Below are 19217 nucleotides of genomic sequence, written 5' to 3'. Positions count from 1 at the left end.
GCCTCTTGAGATGAGTTGAGCTCATCCTGGCAGAAAAACCGTCATTTGTCGCTGCAGACGTTCGCTTCTAGATTAAGGCTGAGTTCACTTCACACCAAGGAGCATGACATGAATACAGCTCATCAATCCAAGCGCCTGGTGGTGCTGGTCGGCAGCCCGCGCCGCGACGGCAACAGCGCCACGCTGGCGCAGGCGATCATGGCGGGCGCCGCCGAAGCCGGCACGTCCGCCAGCCTGCATTTTCTCGACGATTACCTGAGCGGTTTCCTGAGCGATGAACGCCATACGCCGCCGCCGGCCGATCGCTACGCCGAGCTGTTCCTGGAGCACTTCCTGCCGGCCGACGGTGCGGTATTTTGCACGCCGATTTACTGGTACGGCATGTCGGCGCAAACCAAGGCCTTTTTCGATCGCTCGTTCAGTTTCTATTCCAACACCTACCTTCAGGCGGAACAGGTGCACCAACGCATGAGCGGCAAACGCATCGGGTTGGCGGTGGCGTCGGAAGAAACTTATCCCGGCGCGGCGCTGGGCATCGTGCATCAGATCCAGGAGTTCAGCCGCTACACCCATTCCGCCTTCGTCGGGCTGGTGCACGGCGCCGGCAACCAGCGCGGCGAGATCGCCCGCGATCCGCGCAACCCGCTGCGGGCCGCCCGCGAGTTGGGGCGCGAGTTCTTCACCCGCCCCTACTCGGATTATCAGATGGACAGCCCGCGCAGCACGCAGGTTTGGACGGAATAGCCACGGCCTCAACCGCCACTGCCGATTTGCCAGATAAAGGTCGGCGTATGGCGGTTAATTTCCCAGTCACCGATATTGCGCGCCTTGTAGATCACCGGATTATGTGAAGAGAGCGTGCGCGCATTGCGCCAGTGGCGATCCAACGCCTTGCCGGTACGGGTATCTGAAGCGCCGAGCGCATTGAACAATTCACCGGCGGCGCGCTGCACCCACTCCCCGGCGATGACCTGCGCTCTGGCCGCGTCCAGCTCCGCCGTCACGTTAAGCGCCTGCAGCAGCGCTTCATCGCCGGATCGATGCGCCTCATAAGCCTGCTGCAGCGAGGAAGTCGCTTTTAGCACCGTCGCCTCGACCGCATAGGCCCAGGCGCTGATTTGCCCCACCACCTGCTGGATCTGCACGTCGTCCTTCACCCAACCGGCGTTGCCGTGGCTATAGATCCTTTTACGTTGCCTCACGCCCTCGCCGACGTCTCGCAGCACCGCGCGGCCGATCCCCGCCAGCGTCGCCAGCAACACATGCTGATAGAACGCAGTTTGGTAGCGGAAGCGCTCGGCAAAGTCATAGACGTGCGCCTGCTCGACCTGCGCATCAATAAAACGCGTGGTGCCGCTGCCGGTAGTGCGCTGGCCAAATCCGTCCCAGTCGTCGTCGCGCTCTACGCCCGGCTGGGCGACGTTAACCAAAGCGATCACCGGGCCGCCGCTGTCGCTGCGCTCGGCATACACGTCGATCCAATCGGCAAACAGACTGCCGGTGCTGTAAAATTTCTCGCCGTTGAGCGACCAGCCGTCGGCCTGCGGCGTTACCCGGGTATTGACCTGCCCCAGCTTCACGCCGCCGATCTCGGTCCAACCGCTGCCAACCAGCTCGCCGTCGAGAAAGCGTTCGAACCAGCGATTGCGCTCCGGGCCGTCCGGCGCGTTCAGCCGATCTTCCACGAAGGCGAAATGCGCCCGCAGCGCCTGCGGCAGGTTAGAGTCCGCCTCCGCCAGTTCGGCCAGCAGTTCGAACAGCTGCGGCAACGAAGCGCCGTCGCCGCCCTTTTCACGCGGGATGCGCACCCTGCCGAACCCCGCCTCTTTCAGCCAACGGATCGGTTCATGCGGCAGCGTGCGCGACAGCTCGCGCTCCACCGCCCCGGCGGCGATTTCGGCGAAGATCGGCCGAAAACGCGCGGCCAGCTGTGCGTAGTCTGCTCCGGTGGATAACAGGTGTTGCGTCATGTCAGTGTCCTCTTGTGGTTAAGCGCGATCGGCCAGATCGTCGATATCGCGCGCCGTCGGTTCAAAGCGAATGAGCAGCAGGAAGACGATGGGGATCGCCGCCGCCAGTGAAACAATCCAAAACATGTCGGTGCCGAAGCGCGCCTGCAAAATCGGCAGAATAAACAGCGCCAGCGCGCTGCCGATACCGGACAGCGAACGGCCGAAACCGACGCCGGTGGCGCGGATCGCCGTCGGGTAAGAGAGCGCCGGGTAAATCATCATCTGCGCGCCGGGGCCGAAGCCTTCGGCGAACAGCCATAGGCCCAACATCAGGATCGCCAGCCCAACGCCGAACGCCGCCTGCGGATGTCCGATCAACGCCAGGGCAATCAGCGCGATAAACTGCAGCGCGAATCCGGCGATCGCCACGTGGCGCGACGGATACTTCCATGCCAGACGCATGCCGAGCAGGCCACCGGTAAAAGCGAACAGCACGTTCAGCCCGAGCGAAGCGGAGATAGTTTCAAACACCCCGGCGCCGAGAAACTGCGCCAGAATCGACGGCAGAAAGAAGGCGATGGCGGTGTATTCAAAGGAAATGCAAACGTTCATCACGCTGGCGACCAGAGTGCGCTCGCGGTACGGCTTGCGGAACAGCACGCGGAAGCTGACCTTCGGCGGCGCCGCCGGTTGGGCGGCGTCAGGTTCCGCCTCATGGGCGGCAATGCCGTATGACTCGCGCAGGATGCGCGCCGCCTCTTTCAAATCGCCCTGGTTAGCGGCCCACAGCGGCGACTCGTTCATAAACTTGCTGCGCACCATGATGATCAGCAGCGCCGGCACCGCGCCGAAAATCAACGAGGCGCGCCACAGCCAGTTCGCATGTTCGGCCGGCAACAGAAAATAGAGCGCAAAGATGATCAGAAAACACATCGACGAAGCGGCGTACCACATCGGGCACCAGGCCGCCAGGCGCGACGCCTTGTTGGCCTTGCCGGAGAATTTGGAGAATTCGGCCAGATAGGCCATCGCCACCGGCAAATCGATGCCGACGCCGATACCCATCAAAAAGCGCGCGCCGATCAGCACCCAGACGTTGGGCGCCAGCCCGGCGGCGATGGCGGAAACCACAAAAAACAGCATATCGGCCATAAACACCTGATAGCGGCCGTACTTGTCGGTCAACCAGCCGCCGACCAGGTTGCCGAGAATGGTCCCGACCATGATCGAAGAAGTTACCACCCCGGTCAGCAGCGGGCTGAGGCTGAATTCACGCACCACGTCATCGATGCCGTAAGACAGCGTGGTCAGATCATAGGCATCGAGAAAAACACCGCCCAGCGCCAACAGCACGATCATGCGCGCATGGGTATTTTTCTCGCTGCGTTGGTTAATCAAACACGCCACATCGCTGGCGGAGCCGATGGGCGCAGATAACGGCGGCGCGGTATCGATATTTAAGGTACTCATAGCTTCCTCGTTGTAATTGGCAGGTGACACCTCGTTTATAGGGTGAAAAAATTACGCCGACAAACAACAAATTATTCTATAAATATCATTAATATCAATAAATTAAACTCAGTTACAGCGTAACAGAAGCGCCGGATTAACACGCGTTAATCCGGCCTTTATCACGGCCATTTCGGGCGGGGATTATTCTGCCGAGACCGGCACCAGCACGCCTTTCACCAGCGGGTCGTCGGTGTTTTTCAGCCACGCCTGCAACCTGGGATCGGCAAACGCCCGCTGCAGCTTGCGAATATTTTCGTCCTGCAGATAGGGCGTGCCAATCACCAGCTGCGAAGCGAAGGTCTTCGGCGCCGGTGGGAACAAGATGCCCTTCTCACGCGGCACCTTGCCGGCGTCGAACTGCGACACATAGCCAATGGCCGCATCTACCGAATTCAGCGCGCGCGGCATGGTCAGCAAATCCAGCTCCTTGAAGTTAAAATGGCGTTTGTTCTCGCGAATGTCTTTCAGCCTGGCGGTACGCGCCTCGATCGCCGGATCCAGCCCGATCAGTCCAATGCGCTGCAGCAGCCACAACGCCTGCCCCTGATTGGCGCCGTCGTTGGGCACCACGATCTCCGCGCCGTCCGGCAACTCGGCGATCGACGTATAGCGGTCGGAATAGATGCCGAACGCCCACTGAAACACCGGCAGCGTCGGGGTCAGCTTAAAACCGTTGGCCTCCACCACCTGCTTTAGCCACCACTGGTGCTGGTAGATCGTGGCGGCGTACTGCCCCTGCGCCACCGCACGATCGGCCTGCACCGGGTCCTGCAGGCCAACCGCCTCCAGCCTGAGGCCGTAATCCGGCGCGATATGCTCGCCGACGTACTCGATCACCCGCTGCTCTCCGGCCATCGCCGGCTCAAAGTGCACTTTCAGCGTGCTGCCGAACTGCACCGTCTGCTGCTGGCGGGCGCTGAAGTGCCAAACCGCGGCGGCGATAATCGCCACCGCCGCGATACCCACCGGCCACGGCCAGCGTTTCTTCTTCACTATCTCAAAATCGTGATTAGGCATGATTAAAGGGTTTCCTGATGATGACGCAACGCGGCGACCAGGCGGTCACCAATAAACTGAATCAGTTGGATCGTGGCGATCAGCACCACAATGGTGGCGATCATGATGTGATTGTCGAAACGCTGGTAGCCGTACACCACCGCCAGATAGCCGATGCCGCCCGCGCCAATGGTGCCGGCGATGGCCGAATACTCGATCATCGAGATGACGTTCAGCGTGATGGCGGCGACAATCGCCGGCAGCGCCTCGCTGAGCTGCGCGCGGGTGACTATCTGCCAGATCGAACCGCCGGACACCAGCCCCACCGCCGTCACCTCCGGCGGCAGTTCGCGCAGCGCGTTCTCCACCAGCCGGCCGAAGAATGGAATGCCGGCGACGATCATCGGGATCACCGCCGCCGGAATGCCGATGGTGGTGCCGGTCAACCAGAAGGTGAACGGAATAATCGCCGCCATCAGCACCAGAAACGGCAGCGAACGGCCCATGTTCACCAACCAGCTCAGCGCGCGATTCAGCGCCGGGCGCGGAAACAAGCCGCGCGATGAGGTGTTGAACAACACCACGCCGACGGCGCCGCCAATCGCCACCACAAACAGCATCACGATGCCGACCATCAGCCAGGTTTCGCCGTAGGCCGGCAGCATCAACCGATGGATCTCGCGCCAGGGCGTGTCCTGGCTCATCACGCTGTCTGACAGATTTTTCATACCGCCTCCTTCAACGCCGCCGGCTGTTCCAGCACCTCGGCGAGAATGCCCAACCGCCGCAGCTCGTCCTGCAGTTCAGCCACCGAACGCGAACCGCCGCCAAAACGCACCGCAATCTCCAACCGCCCGGCCAGGCTGCCGCCCACCACTTCAACGTGGCCGCCCAACAGATCGATCTGCAGGTCGAGTTGGCGGCTGATGCGGCTGATCCAGTCGGTGGCCGCCGGCTGACGGGCGCAGTAGGTTACCTGCAGCCGCAACGCGGCGTCGGACGCCAGCGTCTTCAGCGGGAACAGCCGGCGGCCCAGCGAGGAATCGGGCGCTGCCAACAGTTCGCGCACCGGCCCTTGCTGCACAATCACGCCGTCGCGGATCTCGGCCACCGCGTCGGCGGCGTCGCGCACCGCATCCATCTCGTGGGTGATCAGGATGATCGACAGGCCATACCGATCGCGCAGCTGTTTAAGCAGGCTGAGAATGGCCCCGGTGGCATCCGGATCCAGCCCGGAGGTGGCCTCATCCGCCAGCAGCACCGACGGATTCAGCGCCAGCGCGCGGGCGATGCCTACCCTTTGGCGCTGGCCGCCGGACAGCTGCGCCGGGTAAAACGCCGCCTTGTCCGCCAGCCCCACCGCCGCCAGCAGGCTCTTTACCCGCTTGTCGATATCGCGCGGCACCACGCCCAGATAGGTCAACGGCAGCGCCACATTCTGCCAGGCGGTTTTGCGCTGCAGCAGCGCGGAAGACTGGAACACCGTGCCTATCGCCCGCCGCTCCCTGCGCAGCGCCTCGCCCGCAAGCCGCGACAAGTCCTGGCCGTTCACCCGGATACTGCCGCTGCTCGGCCGCTCCAGCAGACTGATGCATTTCGCCAGCGTCGATTTGCCCGCCCCGCTGGGGCCGACTACGGCGGTAATCGATCCGGCCGGCACCCGCAGCGAAACGCCCTTCAGCACCTCAATCCGGCGCCCGTCCGGCGCGCGGTAAGCCTTGTGCAACTCCTCAATCTCTATCATCGCATCCTCACTTGACGCTCAGTGCATCGGCCAAGGACGCGCCGGCCGGCCAGCGGTAGCCCACCGCCGGGTGCGGCTCCGCCAGGCGCGGCCCCTGATTGAACAATTTTTCTCGCAGAGTGCCCGCCGTGTAGTCGCGCTTGTACGCTCCGCGTTTTTGCAGCTCGGGGATCAGCAGTTCCACCACGTCGGTGAAGGTTTCATGGGTAACGGCGTAGGCCAGATTGAAACCGTCAACATCCGTTTCCTCCACCCACGCCTGCAGCTCGTCGGCCACGGTTTGCGGGCCGCCCACCAACAGCGGGCCGAAACCGCCGATGCCGACCCATTCGGCGATGCCCTGTACTGTCCATTCACGGCTGGGATCGGCGCTGGAGAAAGTTTCCACCGCCGACTGAATGGCATTTGTGTGCAGATGCTTCAGCACCTGATCCGGCTGATACTGGCCGAAATCGATGCCGGTCCAGCCGGACACCAGCGCCAGCGCGCCTTCGTAGCTGGTATAGGATTTGTATTCCCGCCATTTTTCCTGCGCCTGTCGGTCCGTTTCACCGACGATCACCGTCTGCAGGTTGAAGATCAGGATGCTGCGCGGATCGCGCCCGGCCTCGGCGGCGCGGCGGCGGATATCGGCTACGGTTTTTTTCAGCAATGTTTTCGAAGGAGAAGCGACAAACACGCATTCGGCGTGTTCCGCAGCAAACTGCTTGCCGCGGCTGGAAGCGCCGGCCTGATACAGCACCGGCGTGCGCTGCGGCGAAGGCTCGCTCAGATGAATGCCCGGCACCTGGAAGAACTCGCCCTTGTGGTTGATCGGATGAATTTTCGCCGGATCGCTGAAGATGCGCCGCTGACGATCGCGCAAAATCGCGCCGTCTTCCCAACTGCCCTCCAGCAGCTTGTAAACCACCTGCAGGTATTCATCGGCGTAGTCGTAGCGCGCATCGTGATCGGTCTGCGCCCGGTGGCCAATATTGCGCGCGCCGCTCTCCAGGTAAGAGGTGACGATATTCCAACCGATGCGCCCCTTGGTCAGGTGATCAAGCGTCGACAATCTGCGGGCGAAAGGATAAGGGTGCTCGAATGACAGCGAGGCGGTCAGCCCGAAGCCGAGATGTTCGGTAACCAGCGCCATCGGCGTCACCAGCGCCAGCGGATCGTTAACCGGCACCTGCGTCGCCTGGCGGATCGCCGCGTCGCCGCTGCCGTTAAGCACGTCGTAAATCCCCAGCACGTCGGCGATAAACAATCCATCGAACTTGCCGCGTTCCAGCAGGCGCGCCAGATCGGTCCAATATTCGAGATCCTTATACTGCCAGGAACGGTCGCGCGGGTGCGCCCACAGCCCCGGCGACTGATGGCCGACGCAGTTCATATCAAAAGCGTTAAGACGAATTTCACGTTGCGATGACATAGCGAGCTCCACAATTATCTGCCGGCCACGGGCGGAGCCGGGCCGGATGGGGGGTCTTAGGGTGTTAAAAACGGGAATGGACGATCAGTTTGCAGCCGGACATCGCGCCAGCAGGTATTGCGCGACGCTTTGGGCGTGTTCCGCCACCTGCGGCAGCCCCATCAGTTCGCCGAAGCGCCCGCGCGCCGCCGGGCCGGCCACCAGCAGGCGCGGGTTGGCAAGGCCGTCGCCGCCGATCGCCTGGCTGTCGGCATTGACCCACAGCCCCAATCCCAGCGGATCGGCGCGCAGCGCCCCCTGCTCCGCCAGCGAACTGAGCAACGGGCTGGCGGCGATCAGGCCGGCATGAGCCGGCCCCGTAGCGATCAGCAACCGCTGCGCCTGCAGCGCCCGCTCTGCGCCCTGGCGCGGCAGAATCGTCAAGCGCACGCCCTGCGGCGCGGGTTCCGCCCGCCGCAGACGAGCGGCCAATACCTGCAGCGTGCCCGCTGCCTGTTGCTCCGTCAGCAGCGTGCTCACCTGCGGCGCAAGGCGATAGCGGTGCACGTCCCAATAGGCGCGCAGATGCCGCAGAAAGCGCTGCTGTTCGGTCGGCGTCAACGCTTGCCACAGGCGCTGGCCCTGGGCGCGCACCGCGTCCAACACCGCCTGCCACGGCACCCGTTGCCGAGCGGCGCGCGCCACCTCAAGGCGCACCTGCCGCACCCCGTCACGCAGTCCGGATGGCGGGGTAAACGACCACGTCGGGTACTCCCCTTCGGCATTGGCACGCGGCAGCAAGCCGTGACGAGAGAACGCGGTAATCGGCCCGCGATGCCCGCGGCGGTGCAACGCCGCCACCGCATCGGCCATCGTCAGCCCGCTGCCGACGATCGCCAACGATTCATCGGGTTCAATCTCATCCAGCGCCCCCTCCGCCCAGGGATTGGCGATCAAACGCGCGTCGCGCGCCAGTTCCGGGGCGATCTGCCGCGGCAGCGCGGGCGGCGGATGGCTGGTCGCCAACACCACATAGTCGCCCCACAGCCGTTCGCCGCCGGCGGTGATGACGGACGCGCCCTGCGCCTGCGGCTGCAGGTGCTGCGCCCGATCGCGTAGGTGCCGCAAGCGGGCCTGGCCCGACTGCGCCGCCTGATGAAAACGTTCCTCGACGTAGCGGCCGAAGGCGCCGCGCTGCGGATAGGCTTTACCGTCGCGCCACAACGCCTGCGGATCGGCCGCCAGCCCGCCGCTCTCGCGGAACCAGCGGTCAAAATCCCCCGCCGGTTCATCCGCCAGCTGCATCCTATCGGCCGGGACGTTGATGCGGTGAGTCGGCTCGGTGGTCGAATACGCCACGCCATAGCCCGGCGCGGCGCGCGGTTCGATCACCGTGACATCCACCGCTCCGCGCGCCAGCTGGATCGCCAGCGCCGCGCCGGTGAAACCGCCGCCGATAACGATAATATGGGCACGCTTCGCCATCAGCCCTCCCGCTGCGCCGGGCCGGGACGACGATCGCCGCCGATGGTTTCGCCAAACGGGCCGGTATTGATCGTGCGAGCCGTCTGATGAGTCGACTGCGCCAGCGGCAGCAGCGGCATCACCAGCTCGGCGAAGCGGTGAGCCTCTTCCAGATGCGGATAGCCGGAAAGGATGAAGTTGTCGATGCCCAGCGCCTGATACTCGCGTATGCGCGCCGCCACCTGCTGCGGATTGCCCACCAATGCGGTGCCGGCGCCGCCGCGCACCAGGCCGACGCCGGCCCACAGGTTGGGGCCGATGCGCAGACTCTCGCGCGAGCCGCCGTGCAGTTCGCTCATGCGGCGCTGGCCGGTAGAGTCCATGCGCGCAAAGATCTGCTGCGCCGCCGCGATGGTGTCGTCATCCAGATGCGCGATCAGTCGCTCGGCCGCCGCCCAGGCTTCGTCTTCAGTTTCGCGCACAATAACGTGCAGGCGAATGCCATAGCTGAGTTTACGCCCCTGCCGCTCGGCGCGCTGGCGCACCGCCGCCAGCTTTTCCGCCACCTGAGCCAGCGGCTCGCCCCAGGTCAGGTAGGTGTCGATCTGCCCGGCGGCGATGTCGATCGCTTCCGACGATGAGCCGCCGAAATAGAGCGGCGGGCCGTTTTCCTGCACCGGCGGGAACAGCAATTCGGCGCCTTCGACGCGAATATGCTTACCGCTGAAATCCACCTTCTCCCCTTGCAACAGCCGTTGATACACCGTGAGAAATTCCTGTGTCACCTCATAGCGTTCGGCATGGCTGAGGAAGATGCCATCCCCTTTGTTTTCCACCGGATCGCCGCCGGTCACCACGTTGATCAGCAGGCGCCCGTCCGACAGCCGATCCAGCGTCGCCGCCATGCGCGCCGCCAGGCTCGGCGGCTGCAGGCCGGGGCGCACCGCCACCAGATAGCGCAACCGGCGGGTGATCGGCGCCAACGCCGCCGCCACCAGCCAGGAATCCTCGCAGCTTTTACCGGTTGGGATCAGCACGCCGTAATAGCCGAGGTTGTCGGCGGCCAGCGCCACCTGCTGCAAATAAGGCAGGTCCACCGGGCGCCCGCCCTGCGCCGTGCCCAGATAGCGACCGTCGCCGTGGGTCGGCAGAAACCAGAAAACGTTGATGCGATCTTTCACTGACTCAGTCATTTATGCCTTTCCTATATAACTATTTTCATTATTTATCGATAGAAAAACTTTGCTTGGTTATAAAAAGAAAAGCAGGATGCGTGCCACATTGCAGATTTAAAAAAACCAATGCATATCAATATATTGATGAGATATCGACGTCAAAACGCTGCTGCATTGGCAGCAGGCGGCGGCGGAAAGCTGTTGCCAATGCAGCACCGTGCGCCTTTTATCCTCTCGCGGCGGCTCATTGGCTGGGATAAGATTTTTTTCCCCATCGTCGTCAGACAGGAGACGCCCATGTACGATCCCCAACCGTTCGCCGCCGACAAACCGGTGCTGATCGATCCGGCGTCGCTCGCTCTGCAAAGCGTGCTCGATCGGCTGGCTCCCACCGACGCCACCGTGCTGATCGTCGGTGAAACCGGCACCGGCAAAGAAGTGGTGGCGCGCTATCTGCACCACCACAGCGCGCGCCGCCATCAACCTTTCCTGGCGGTCAACTGCGGCGCGCTGACGGAAAGCCTGGCGGAAGCCGAACTGTTCGGCCATGAGAAAGGCGCCTTCACCGGCGCCGTCGGCACTCATCAGGGCTGGTTCGAAGCGGCGGAAGGCGGCACCCTGCTGCTGGACGAGATCGGTGAGCTGAACCTGTCGCTGCAGGTCAAGCTGCTGCGCGTGCTGCAGGAGCGGGAGATCACCCGCGTCGGCTCGCGCAAACCGCTGAAGATCGATGTGCGGGTCATCGCCGCCACCCACGTCGATCTGGCTGGCGCGATTCGCCAACGGCGGTTCCGTGAAGATCTCTATTACCGCCTGAACGTGGCGGCGGTGACTTTACCGCCCTTGCGCCAGCGGCCGGACGATATTCCGGTGCTGGCCAGACATTTTCTTGCGCTGTATGCCCGCCGTCTGGAACGGCCACTGCCGCGGTTGACGGCGGAAGCGCAGCAGACGCTGCTGGACTACCCTTGGCCCGGCAACGTGCGCGAGCTGGAGAACACGCTGCATAATGCGGTCTTGCTGAGCCAGGAGGGGGCGATCGCCCCGCAGCAACTGCAGCTCACCCATCGCCTGACGGATAACGACGGCGGCGGCGATGACGCCATCGATCGCTTTGTGCAGCAGCAGTTGCAAGGCGACAGCGCGCAGCTTTACCAACGGGTGCTGGATGCGCTGGTGCGCAACGCCTTCGAACGCAGCGGCGGCAACCAGCTGCAAGCGGCGTCGTTGCTCGGCGTCAGCCGCAATACCCTGCGCACCCATTTGGCGCATCTTGGTTTGATCAAACCGCGCCGTCGCAGCGCCGGCGCACCCGCACATTCGCCGGCCATCGCCGCAGCGCCGCTGCCCGAACGCGAACTGCGCATCGGCTATCAAAAGTTCGGCAACCTCGGGGTGCTCAAGGCGCGGCAAAGCCTGGAACAGCTCTTCGCCACACAGCGCATCAGCGTGCTGTGGAGCGAGTTTCCCGCCGGGCCGCAGCTGCTGCACGCGCTCGACGGCGATGAGATAGACTTCGGCACCACCGGCGAAGTGCCGCCGATCTTCGCCCAGGCACAGGGCAATGCGCTGGTGTACGTCGGTTTTGAGCCGCCGGCGCCGCAGAGCGTGGCGATGGTGGTGCCGCAAGACAGCCCGATACACAGCGCCGCCGATCTGCGCGGCAAACGCATCGCGCTCAACAAAGGCTCCAACGTGCACTATTTATTGCTGCAGATGCTGGACGAACAGGGATTGACGTTGAACGATGTGCGTATCGTCTACGCGCCGCCGAAGTATCCGCTGTCGGCGACCGACCTGCAGGCGGTGGACGCCTGGATGATGTGGGATCCGCTGCTCAGCGACGCGCAGCGCAGCGGGGAACTGCGCGTGATCGCCGACGGCACCCAGCGAGTGCTCAATCAGCAATTCTATCTGGCGCGCCGCGACTTCGCCGAGCGCTCGGGCGATCTGTTGCAGCCGCTGATGCAAGCATTGCAGCACACCGGCCGCTACATTGCCGCGCAGCCGAGAGAAGCCGCTCGTCACCTTTCCGACGAACTGGGGCTGGCGAGCGCCTCGCTGGAACTCGCGCTGTCGCGCCGCAGCCACGAGATCCGCGCCATGGATTTGCAGGTGATCCGCCAGCAGCAAAGCATCGCCGACCGCTTCTACGCCCTCGGGCTGCTGCCCAGAGCGATCGCCGTGCGCGAGGCGGTCTGGCCGCTGGGATCTTAGCCTGGCTTCGGGGGCGCAGTATCGGCCGCCCTTTCTCCTCTCGCACAAACTCATTCCGCCGTCAGAGCCGGGCGGTAATGCCAATGCCGCAAAGACATTTTTAGGTAAAATATACCGCCGATGTCAGTGCTAGGATTAATTCGCTATCATTTTATGTGCACTTTCAATTAACGTTACCCTGTTATTTTCGCATTCGCCGGTCGTCCGACCGGCTTTTTTATTTCCTTTCCTCGCCTGCCAAAAATATCTCTTTTTGGTAAAAAAAAGCGCAGCAGGCGGGGTTAAATAGCAACCGCATAGCCTTATTTACCGTGTAGAGGTCGTGCATCTCAGAGAGATTTCGATGTTTCATTGGCCGGCGTTAATCGCCGGCTTTTTTTATCTTCATTTCATGATGCCTGCACGTCACGGCCCCCAGTCTTATTGTAAAAGAGGATGTGCGTATGCTGGGCCAATTGCTCCGTGAAATAACACTTTTCGGTAAAGAAAAAAACCAAACACGCGCTATTATTTAATTGTAGTATTGTCATACCTATTGAATACCCCATGCTTACCGACCCTCGCGGTCGGTTTTTTTTCTTCCTCGCCAACCGTTCCGTTGACGGAAACAGGCTTATGGGGGGGTGACGGGAGGGCGCCATCAAAATATCGATGGCATAACCAAAGCTTTCCGTTGTGATCAGGCAACCTTCTGCCGCGCGCGATAAACAAAGCTCATTTTATCGGGATGAAATACCACATGCTGACGTTTTCCTTTTCACCTGGGCAGTGATCGTGAATTTTAAAGATTACGCTTTGCGTGATGAAGATATCCTGGGAAGCCAACACCCCCTCATAGAGCGATAGGATGAACTCGTTTTCGCTCATCTTTTTTTCATTGCGTCTGATCGCAATGTACTTTGCCGATGCGTTGTACAGGCTACAGGTTATTGGATTCTTTACGTTTACCTTCATCTGCCCCCGGCTGATTACCGGTGAAAGCAGTTGCACGATCCTTTTTTTCTCGTAATACTCATGCAAATTCAAGTACACGATGCTGCTGGGGAAAGGCTCTTTATCGAAGCCAATAATCGGTTGATAATTGAGAAAAGGCCAATCGCGCAGAGTTCTGAATGTTCTCGGCGGGCAACCGAATTGATTTGAAAACGCACGGCTAAATGATTGCTGAGAACTAAATCCGGAAAGCAACGCGATTTCATAGATCTTCAGATCGGTACATTTCAGCAATAACGTCGCGCGGCTTAGTCTGCGCTTTCTGATATAAGTGCCTATCTTCATCCCTTCATACAAATAGAACATCCGCTGTAAATGCCCGATGGAATACCCTGACTTAATGGATAGCGCCCTTATTGATACATGGCTTTGTGTATCAATGGCTTTTTCAATGATAGCGATTATCTCATCTAAAATATTGCGTCTGAACTTGTTAGAACAATCCATAGTAAAGCCTGTCATCTTGCTATTTTTATTATTGAATGCATCTCTCTTCTTGCGGAACCAAAAGCTGTCCGACTTGCTTTCTTTCGAAGAATGGCATTCCCATATCCGTTCAAATATATCCACGCATCACATTGCAAAAAAAATCATTTCCAGGGCGAAAGATGCCGATTCACCTCTCGCACAAGATGAGATTCACAAAGAAGTCGTGTGGAAAAACGCTGATAAACCACGGACGCCAAGACAGAACAACGCTCAGCGTTTATTCTGCCTCAAAAAGCGCGGGCCACAGCCAGAAGATAAATAGCAAACGCTATTTATCGTGAAAATAAAGCATACATACGCTTCTCTGAATATCATTACCCTTGACGCCCCCCTGGATTAACCATCATTTAATTACGCAATGCCTTGCCTGCCTATTTTCCGCTTAACCACCCACTCTTAAACATAGAATAGTTAATTATTCCGATTCGAAAAGATGTTACTGTCAATAAATTGACAGCCATATAGAGTTTTTATCTATCAATGAGCAAAAATCGTTCTCCCTTCACCTTGGAACCCCAATAAAAATCAATAAAAATCAATAAATTAACAAAATCAAAAATGCCCCCCCTTCACGTTCGACTTCTTGCCATACGCGGCTATTTGGTAAATGACACTTTTAAGTACATTTTTTTTAATTTACCGCGTTAATATTGCAAGCGTTCTATACTCAGGATATTGCCTAAAAGAACGGATAAATTGGGGGCTTATCGCTGAATACCGATAACGCGTTATTTTACCCAACGCAACCATTAGGCAGTTAACTAAAAGGGAGCTCCTGCATGTTTATAACCAAAGTCATTGAGGAGCTGCTCGCCTGGGTGGAAGAAAGTGGGTTCAATGAGAAGCTCACCGTTGAGATGCTGTCAGAAAAAAGCGGATATTCACGCGGGCATATCCAAAAAGCGTTTAAAGATGAAACAGGGATGACTTTCGGAAGCTATGTGAGGGGCAGAAAACTCATTCGCGCCGCATTTATGTTGAAAGCGACGAACCTCTCTATTTCCGATATCGTTAAAACGCTAAATTTTCAGTCATATCAATCATTTGAGCGAGCTTTCCGCAAGCAATTCAGAACCTCGCCGATGCAGTATCGCAAAAGTAAATCGTGGGACGTGTCCTCCGCCATCCCATTGCTGTTTCTCGACGGCATTCCCGAGCATCGCTATGTGCACCTGCCAAAGTTTTTCGACGATTCAGGGGATGGCGTTGATGCAGAAATATATCACTTCCATCCTGCGGTTTCCGCGCTGCGATTGGCGGCAATTGATAACATGAAAAAAACGGATAGCGGCGTGATTAACTTTTTCAATTTTGGCGCGAGCATCAAGAAAGAGAATTACGTCAGCATCTATTTGAAGACCCTCTATATTTCAGAAGAAGACTGTCTTGGCAGCGTGCTTGCCTCCCTGGCCGACGCCCAGGGAAAAAAAGACATGCAACTTTTTGCAGAGTTCAGTTTTGACGGCGCAAGCGATGAGGCGCAAAAATTCACGCAAAGTATCTACACCAAATCATTCCCGATAAATAAAGTTGGCATGATCGATCGCTTTCTCATTGAAATCATCACCCCCAAAGGCGGCGATAGAATAGAGATGAAGACCTATATCCCCATTGTCTTCCCTATCAAGCACAGAGAGAAAGAGGTAGCGCCTGGGCCAGAGCGCTAACCTTGTCACTATCGGCGTTGCTATTTATTAAAAAGGGTAATTATTTATATTTATCAATAAAGAGTGATGATGAATTTAGGCTCAAAACCACTCATTATCCACTCGCCGCAAAGCACCAACTTTAAGACTTATCTAATTGGAAAACGCGTCAATACCTCCCTAAAGATCGCGCCAAGATGAGATTTTCTCGCCCCCACAAGGAATAACCGCTTATCCGTTAAACGTTGACTTCGATATGACTTACGTACCAAAACATTAAATATCAATGTGTTACCCACATTTGCTTTTTGTGCGACTGATTGGGCAACTTGTTGTTTTTATTACATTTTCATTAAATACCCTGCCTGAGCGCAACCGGCATTTTTCGCTTTATCCCGCCCGCACGCTTGTAGACATCCCCAGGTAGTGACGATATTTTATTTCCACGAGACTTATTTTTACGGGTGCTATCAATATGCCTTAAACAAGAATAAAGCGCGTCAGGAAAATAGAATTATGAGTATCCAAGCATGGTCTAAAAACCTAAAAAAACACTATCCTAATGTTAATGTTGAAAAAGTCACCGTCGGCGAACGCGGGAAAGGTTATATTGTCTATGTCGATGGGGAAAGAATGGCATTGAATCATTTTTTTCGCCGCTTCTATCGACACCGGCTTGATAAAGAATGACGTTTCACCCTGAACTCAACGCAGGGTAAACCTCTACGCAACCTCGTGATTAAAAGCAGTTCCGCATTCATCATCACTCTAAATAATTAGTCCAGAGAGGCTCTTTCATTCAATGCGCTTATCACTGCTATAAAATATCGGATTGCACAGCGCACCCACAACCGTATCTCTGCGAGACGGTTACAACCCGGTATTAAATAAAAATGTTGATGGTTATTTTTATCGCGCGCGTTCTGTCATCGCCCAATAAAAAACCCTTATCTTGGTCTGGCGACGGATCCAAGCCGCAATGGCCACTGTTGAAATGGATATCAAAACGACAACTCAATGCCCCTAAAGCGTTAAAGAATAAAAAGTCTCAAGGCGGGAAATGCCTTGCCTTTCGCGCCTGCATTTTCACGCGTTGGCAGCGATGGGATGGTGATCCAATGTGGATTTAAAAGTCAAAGGAAAACATATGATTAGAACATCGTTTGGTAAGAGAGCCGCAATAATCACGTTCTTTTGCTTGCTGGTTTTTTCTGGCGTCGCGTTAACCGTGGGGGGAATTTGGCTGATCGCCCTCGGCGGATCGTTCTACTATGCTATTACCGGGATAGGCTACATCGCCGCCGCAGTGCTGGTCCTCAAGCGCAGCAAATCGGCTTGTTACTTAACCGGCCTGCTGTTTTTGATGACGTTGTTGTGGGCGCTTTGGGAATCGGGGCTTAACTACTGGGCATTGTTCCCTCGCCTGCTGGTGCCCGCCGGCCTCTCTATTATCGCCGCGTTTTTACTTCCCTCATACCTGCACGGCGCCAAGAGTCAAAAGCAGGCTTACATCGCCGGTTCGGCATTATCCGTGGCCTTTGTCGCTTTCTTTATCGGCGCCTTCTTTCCCCATGGCGAAATTACCCCTGCTGGCGACGTGACGTTTATCGAGAGCAAAAGCGACAATGCGCCTGCCGATTGGAGCGCCTATGGCCGCACGACGGAAGGAACGCGCTACGCGCCGTTCAATCAGGTGAACCGTTCAACCGTCAAAGACCTGAAACTCGCCTGGGTTTATCGCACCGGCGATTTCCGGCCGGGCGTGGACCAAAACACCCCGCTCGCGATTGATGATGTGGTGTATAGCTGTACGCCCAACGGTCTTATCACCGCTATCGATGCCGATACGGGTAAAGCGCGCTGGAAATTTGACTCGCATTCCACCTCCCCCGTTTGGCAACGCTGCCGCGGGCTTGGCTACTACAAAAATGAAGATATTGCGCCAGGCGCGCTGTGCGAGAAAACGATCGTTCACACCACGATCGATGCCCGCCTCATTGCGCTGGATGCCAAAACGGGCCAGAAATGCCCCGCCTTCGGTCAAAACGGTGAGGTGAATCTCGGCCAGCATATGGGGGAAGTCAAACCGGGTTATTACTTCCAAACCTCGGCGCCGACCATCGCCAGAGGGAAGATTATCGTCGGCGGCTGGGTTATCGATAACGTAATGAAAGGCGAGCCCTCCGGCGTCATCAGGGCGTTCGACGCCAAAACCGGCGAGTTGGACTGGGCGTGGGACTTAGGCAACCCGGGCATCACCAAGGCTCCGCCTGCCGGAAGCACCTATACGCGCGGCACGCCGAATATGTGGACCACCGCCGCCTATGACGACAAATTAGGCTTGTTGTATGCGCCGCTTGGCAATGCAACGCCCGACTATTACGGCATGAATCGCCCGGAAAATTCGGATGCGTACAACTCTGCCCTGGTCGCCATTGATATTGAAACAGGCCGTGAGCGCTGGAAATTCCAAACCACGCATCACGACATTTGGGATTATGACCTCGCATCCCAACCCGCGCTGGTGGACGGTTTTGATGAGCAACATCGCCCGGTGCCCGCCCTTTTGCTCGGCACCAAACGCGGGCAGATTTTCTACCTGAACCGGGAGACCGGCAAACCGCTGGCGCAGGTTGAAGAGAAAGCCGTGCCGACCCAAGGCGCCGCAGAGGAAGAGCGCCTCTCGCCAACCCAGCCGTTCTCCGTCGGCATGCCGACCATTGGCGCCGAACGCCTGACCGAAGAAAAAATGTGGGGCACCACCCTGTTTGACCAGATGGCCTGCCGCATCCTGTTCAAACAGATGAATTACCAGGGCGACATGACCCCGATCGGCACCCGCCCAACGCTCGAGCAGCCCGGCAATTTAGGCGGACTCAACTGGGGGAGCATGTCGATTGATCCTGTGAACCATCTGGCTTACATGAACGATGTGCGCATCCCGAATGTGTTTTGGTTAGTGGCGCGCGACAACTATGAACGCGTCGCGAAACAGTACCCGCAAAAAGTGATCGATGGCCATGGGCCTTCTCCCATGATCGGCACGCCATACGGCATGATCACGTTGATGTGGATGTCGCCGCTCGAAGTGCCTTGCAACCAACCCCCTTACGGCACGATCACCGCCGTCGATTACAAAAACAAAAAGATTGCCTGGCAGATACCGGCCGGCACCGCCGAAAAAATGGGGCCACTGGGCATCAGATCGCATCTGCCGATGCCGGTTGGCATGCCCACCTACGCGGGCACCATGACGACCGCCGGCGGCCTGGTCTTCTTCGCCGGCTTCCAGGACTATTATCTGCGCGCCTATAACAGCAGCACCGGCAAAGAAGTCTGGAAATATGCGCTGCCGGTCGGCGCGAGCGCGACGCCGATGAGCTACGTTTCGCCTAAAACCGGCAAGCAATACATCGTTATTGTGGTCGGCGGCGCCGCGCATTCGTCAGAAACCGGCGATTACGTGATGGCGTTTGCGCTGCCTTAACCCTTTGCCCCGTTTGTCTGCGCCATCCCACAGGCAAGCGGGGCGAAGACCGGCCTTGCTCAACTGCGCTTTCTTTATCGACAGCGGCCGCCATGGCCGCTGCTTAGCCTTGGCCGACGAGCCCGCCTGAGGGGCGGCATGCAGAAAAA

14 protein-coding genes are annotated in these 19217 nt (G+C 58.4%); 5 read left to right on the top strand and 9 right to left on the bottom strand.

What is annotated here, in order from left to right:
• Window positions 1-108 precede the first annotated feature (108 nt).
• Window positions 109-744: a flavodoxin family protein gene (locus ACJ8OK_RS02110; protein WP_060559871.1), complete on the top strand. Its 636-nt coding sequence runs from the start codon at window positions 109-111 to the stop codon at window positions 742-744.
• An 8-nt stretch (window positions 745-752) separates the two neighbouring features.
• Here ACJ8OK_RS02110 and ACJ8OK_RS02105 read toward each other — a convergent pair whose 3' ends face one another.
• The 8 genes from ACJ8OK_RS02105 to ssuD all read right to left on the bottom strand — a co-directional run bounded on the left by ACJ8OK_RS02105 (window position 753) and on the right by ssuD (window position 10254).
• The gene (locus tag ACJ8OK_RS02105; protein ID WP_033632635.1) at window positions 753-1970 is read right to left on the bottom strand and encodes an acyl-CoA dehydrogenase family protein; all 1218 of its coding nucleotides are present in this window, start codon (window positions 1968-1970) and stop codon (window positions 753-755) included.
• Between the two features lie 18 nt (window positions 1971-1988).
• Window positions 1989-3422, bottom strand: a complete 1434-nt coding sequence (locus ACJ8OK_RS02100) for an MFS transporter (RefSeq protein WP_442530360.1) — start codon at window positions 3420-3422, stop codon at window positions 1989-1991.
• A 183-nt stretch (window positions 3423-3605) separates the two neighbouring features.
• Window positions 3606-4481: a MetQ/NlpA family ABC transporter substrate-binding protein gene (locus tag ACJ8OK_RS02095; RefSeq protein WP_015378417.1), complete on the bottom strand. Its 876-nt coding sequence runs from the start codon at window positions 4479-4481 to the stop codon at window positions 3606-3608.
• A 2-nt stretch (window positions 4482-4483) separates the two neighbouring features.
• Window positions 4484-5188 (bottom strand): methionine ABC transporter permease, encoded by a 705-nt coding sequence (locus tag ACJ8OK_RS02090; protein WP_004940850.1) that lies wholly within the window; start codon window positions 5186-5188, stop codon window positions 4484-4486.
• Window positions 5185-6204: a methionine ABC transporter ATP-binding protein gene (locus tag ACJ8OK_RS02085; protein WP_021505840.1), complete on the bottom strand. Its 1020-nt coding sequence runs from the start codon at window positions 6202-6204 to the stop codon at window positions 5185-5187. Before ACJ8OK_RS02085 ends, ACJ8OK_RS02090 begins: the two co-directional genes overlap by 4 nt.
• 7 nt (window positions 6205-6211) lie before the next feature.
• Window positions 6212-7618 (bottom strand): LLM class flavin-dependent oxidoreductase, encoded by a 1407-nt coding sequence (locus ACJ8OK_RS02080; RefSeq protein ID WP_004940847.1) that lies wholly within the window; start codon window positions 7616-7618, stop codon window positions 6212-6214.
• An 84-nt stretch (window positions 7619-7702) separates the two neighbouring features.
• A complete protein-coding gene (locus ACJ8OK_RS02075) occupies window positions 7703-9082 on the bottom strand; it encodes an FAD/NAD(P)-binding protein (protein ID WP_442530359.1) in 1380 nt (459 codons plus the stop codon).
• Window positions 9082-10254: an FMNH2-dependent alkanesulfonate monooxygenase gene (ssuD, locus tag ACJ8OK_RS02070; protein WP_033632632.1), complete on the bottom strand. Its 1173-nt coding sequence runs from the start codon at window positions 10252-10254 to the stop codon at window positions 9082-9084. Before ssuD ends, ACJ8OK_RS02075 begins: the two co-directional genes overlap by 1 nt.
• Before the next feature lie 279 nt (window positions 10255-10533).
• On the opposite strand from ssuD, the gene ACJ8OK_RS02065 reads away from it, so the two are divergent.
• Window positions 10534-12453 (top strand): sigma-54-dependent Fis family transcriptional regulator, encoded by a 1920-nt coding sequence (locus ACJ8OK_RS02065; RefSeq protein WP_060559873.1) that lies wholly within the window; start codon window positions 10534-10536, stop codon window positions 12451-12453.
• 714 nt (window positions 12454-13167) lie between these two features.
• Here ACJ8OK_RS02065 and ACJ8OK_RS02060 read toward each other — a convergent pair.
• A complete protein-coding gene (locus ACJ8OK_RS02060) occupies window positions 13168-14016 on the bottom strand; it encodes a helix-turn-helix domain-containing protein (protein ID WP_228392528.1) in 849 nt (282 codons plus the stop codon).
• A 698-nt stretch (window positions 14017-14714) separates the two neighbouring features.
• Here ACJ8OK_RS02060 and ACJ8OK_RS02055 point away from each other — a divergent pair.
• From ACJ8OK_RS02055 to ACJ8OK_RS02045, 3 genes are all read left to right on the top strand, one after another.
• The gene (locus ACJ8OK_RS02055; RefSeq protein ID WP_033632630.1) at window positions 14715-15602 is read left to right on the top strand and encodes a helix-turn-helix domain-containing protein; all 888 of its coding nucleotides are present in this window, start codon (window positions 14715-14717) and stop codon (window positions 15600-15602) included.
• A gap of 495 nt (window positions 15603-16097) precedes the next feature.
• A complete protein-coding gene (locus ACJ8OK_RS02050) occupies window positions 16098-16271 on the top strand; it encodes a hypothetical protein (RefSeq protein ID WP_153303162.1) in 174 nt (57 codons plus the stop codon).
• Between the two features lie 457 nt (window positions 16272-16728).
• Complete coding sequence (locus ACJ8OK_RS02045) at window positions 16729-19068, top strand: membrane-bound PQQ-dependent dehydrogenase, glucose/quinate/shikimate family (RefSeq protein ID WP_085336747.1); 2340 nt, start codon at window positions 16729-16731, stop codon at window positions 19066-19068.
• The last annotated feature ends 149 nt before the right edge of the window (window positions 19069-19217 follow it).

The sequence above is a fragment of the Serratia sp. CY71090 genome (assembly GCF_052166845.1).
Lineage (GTDB): Bacteria > Pseudomonadota > Gammaproteobacteria > Enterobacterales > Enterobacteriaceae > Serratia > Serratia nematodiphila.
The sequence above is the reverse complement of the archived record's forward strand: the minus strand, read 5'-3'. Positions and strand labels throughout refer to the sequence as shown.

Coding starts and splice junctions, on each gene's coding strand:
- ACJ8OK_RS02050 (WP_153303162.1), top strand. CDS start 16,098: ATGAGTATCCAAGCATGGTCTAAAAACCTAAAAAAACACTATCCTAAT.
- ACJ8OK_RS02095 (WP_015378417.1), bottom strand. CDS start 4,481: ATGCCTAATCACGATTTTGAGATAGTGAAGAAGAAACGCTGGCCGTGG.
- ACJ8OK_RS02110 (WP_060559871.1), top strand. CDS start 109: ATGAATACAGCTCATCAATCCAAGCGCCTGGTGGTGCTGGTCGGCAGC.
- ssuD (WP_033632632.1), bottom strand. CDS start 10,254: ATGACTGAGTCAGTGAAAGATCGCATCAACGTTTTCTGGTTTCTGCCG.
- ACJ8OK_RS02055 (WP_033632630.1), top strand. CDS start 14,715: ATGTTTATAACCAAAGTCATTGAGGAGCTGCTCGCCTGGGTGGAAGAA.
- ACJ8OK_RS02075 (WP_442530359.1), bottom strand. CDS start 9,082: ATGGCGAAGCGTGCCCATATTATCGTTATCGGCGGCGGTTTCACCGGC.
- ACJ8OK_RS02090 (WP_004940850.1), bottom strand. CDS start 5,188: ATGAAAAATCTGTCAGACAGCGTGATGAGCCAGGACACGCCCTGGCGC.
- ACJ8OK_RS02080 (WP_004940847.1), bottom strand. CDS start 7,618: ATGTCATCGCAACGTGAAATTCGTCTTAACGCTTTTGATATGAACTGC.
- ACJ8OK_RS02105 (WP_033632635.1), bottom strand. CDS start 1,970: ATGACGCAACACCTGTTATCCACCGGAGCAGACTACGCACAGCTGGCC.
- ACJ8OK_RS02065 (WP_060559873.1), top strand. CDS start 10,534: ATGTACGATCCCCAACCGTTCGCCGCCGACAAACCGGTGCTGATCGAT.
- ACJ8OK_RS02085 (WP_021505840.1), bottom strand. CDS start 6,204: ATGATAGAGATTGAGGAGTTGCACAAGGCTTACCGCGCGCCGGACGGG.
- ACJ8OK_RS02100 (WP_442530360.1), bottom strand. CDS start 3,422: ATGAGTACCTTAAATATCGATACCGCGCCGCCGTTATCTGCGCCCATC.
- ACJ8OK_RS02045 (WP_085336747.1), top strand. CDS start 16,729: ATGATTAGAACATCGTTTGGTAAGAGAGCCGCAATAATCACGTTCTTT.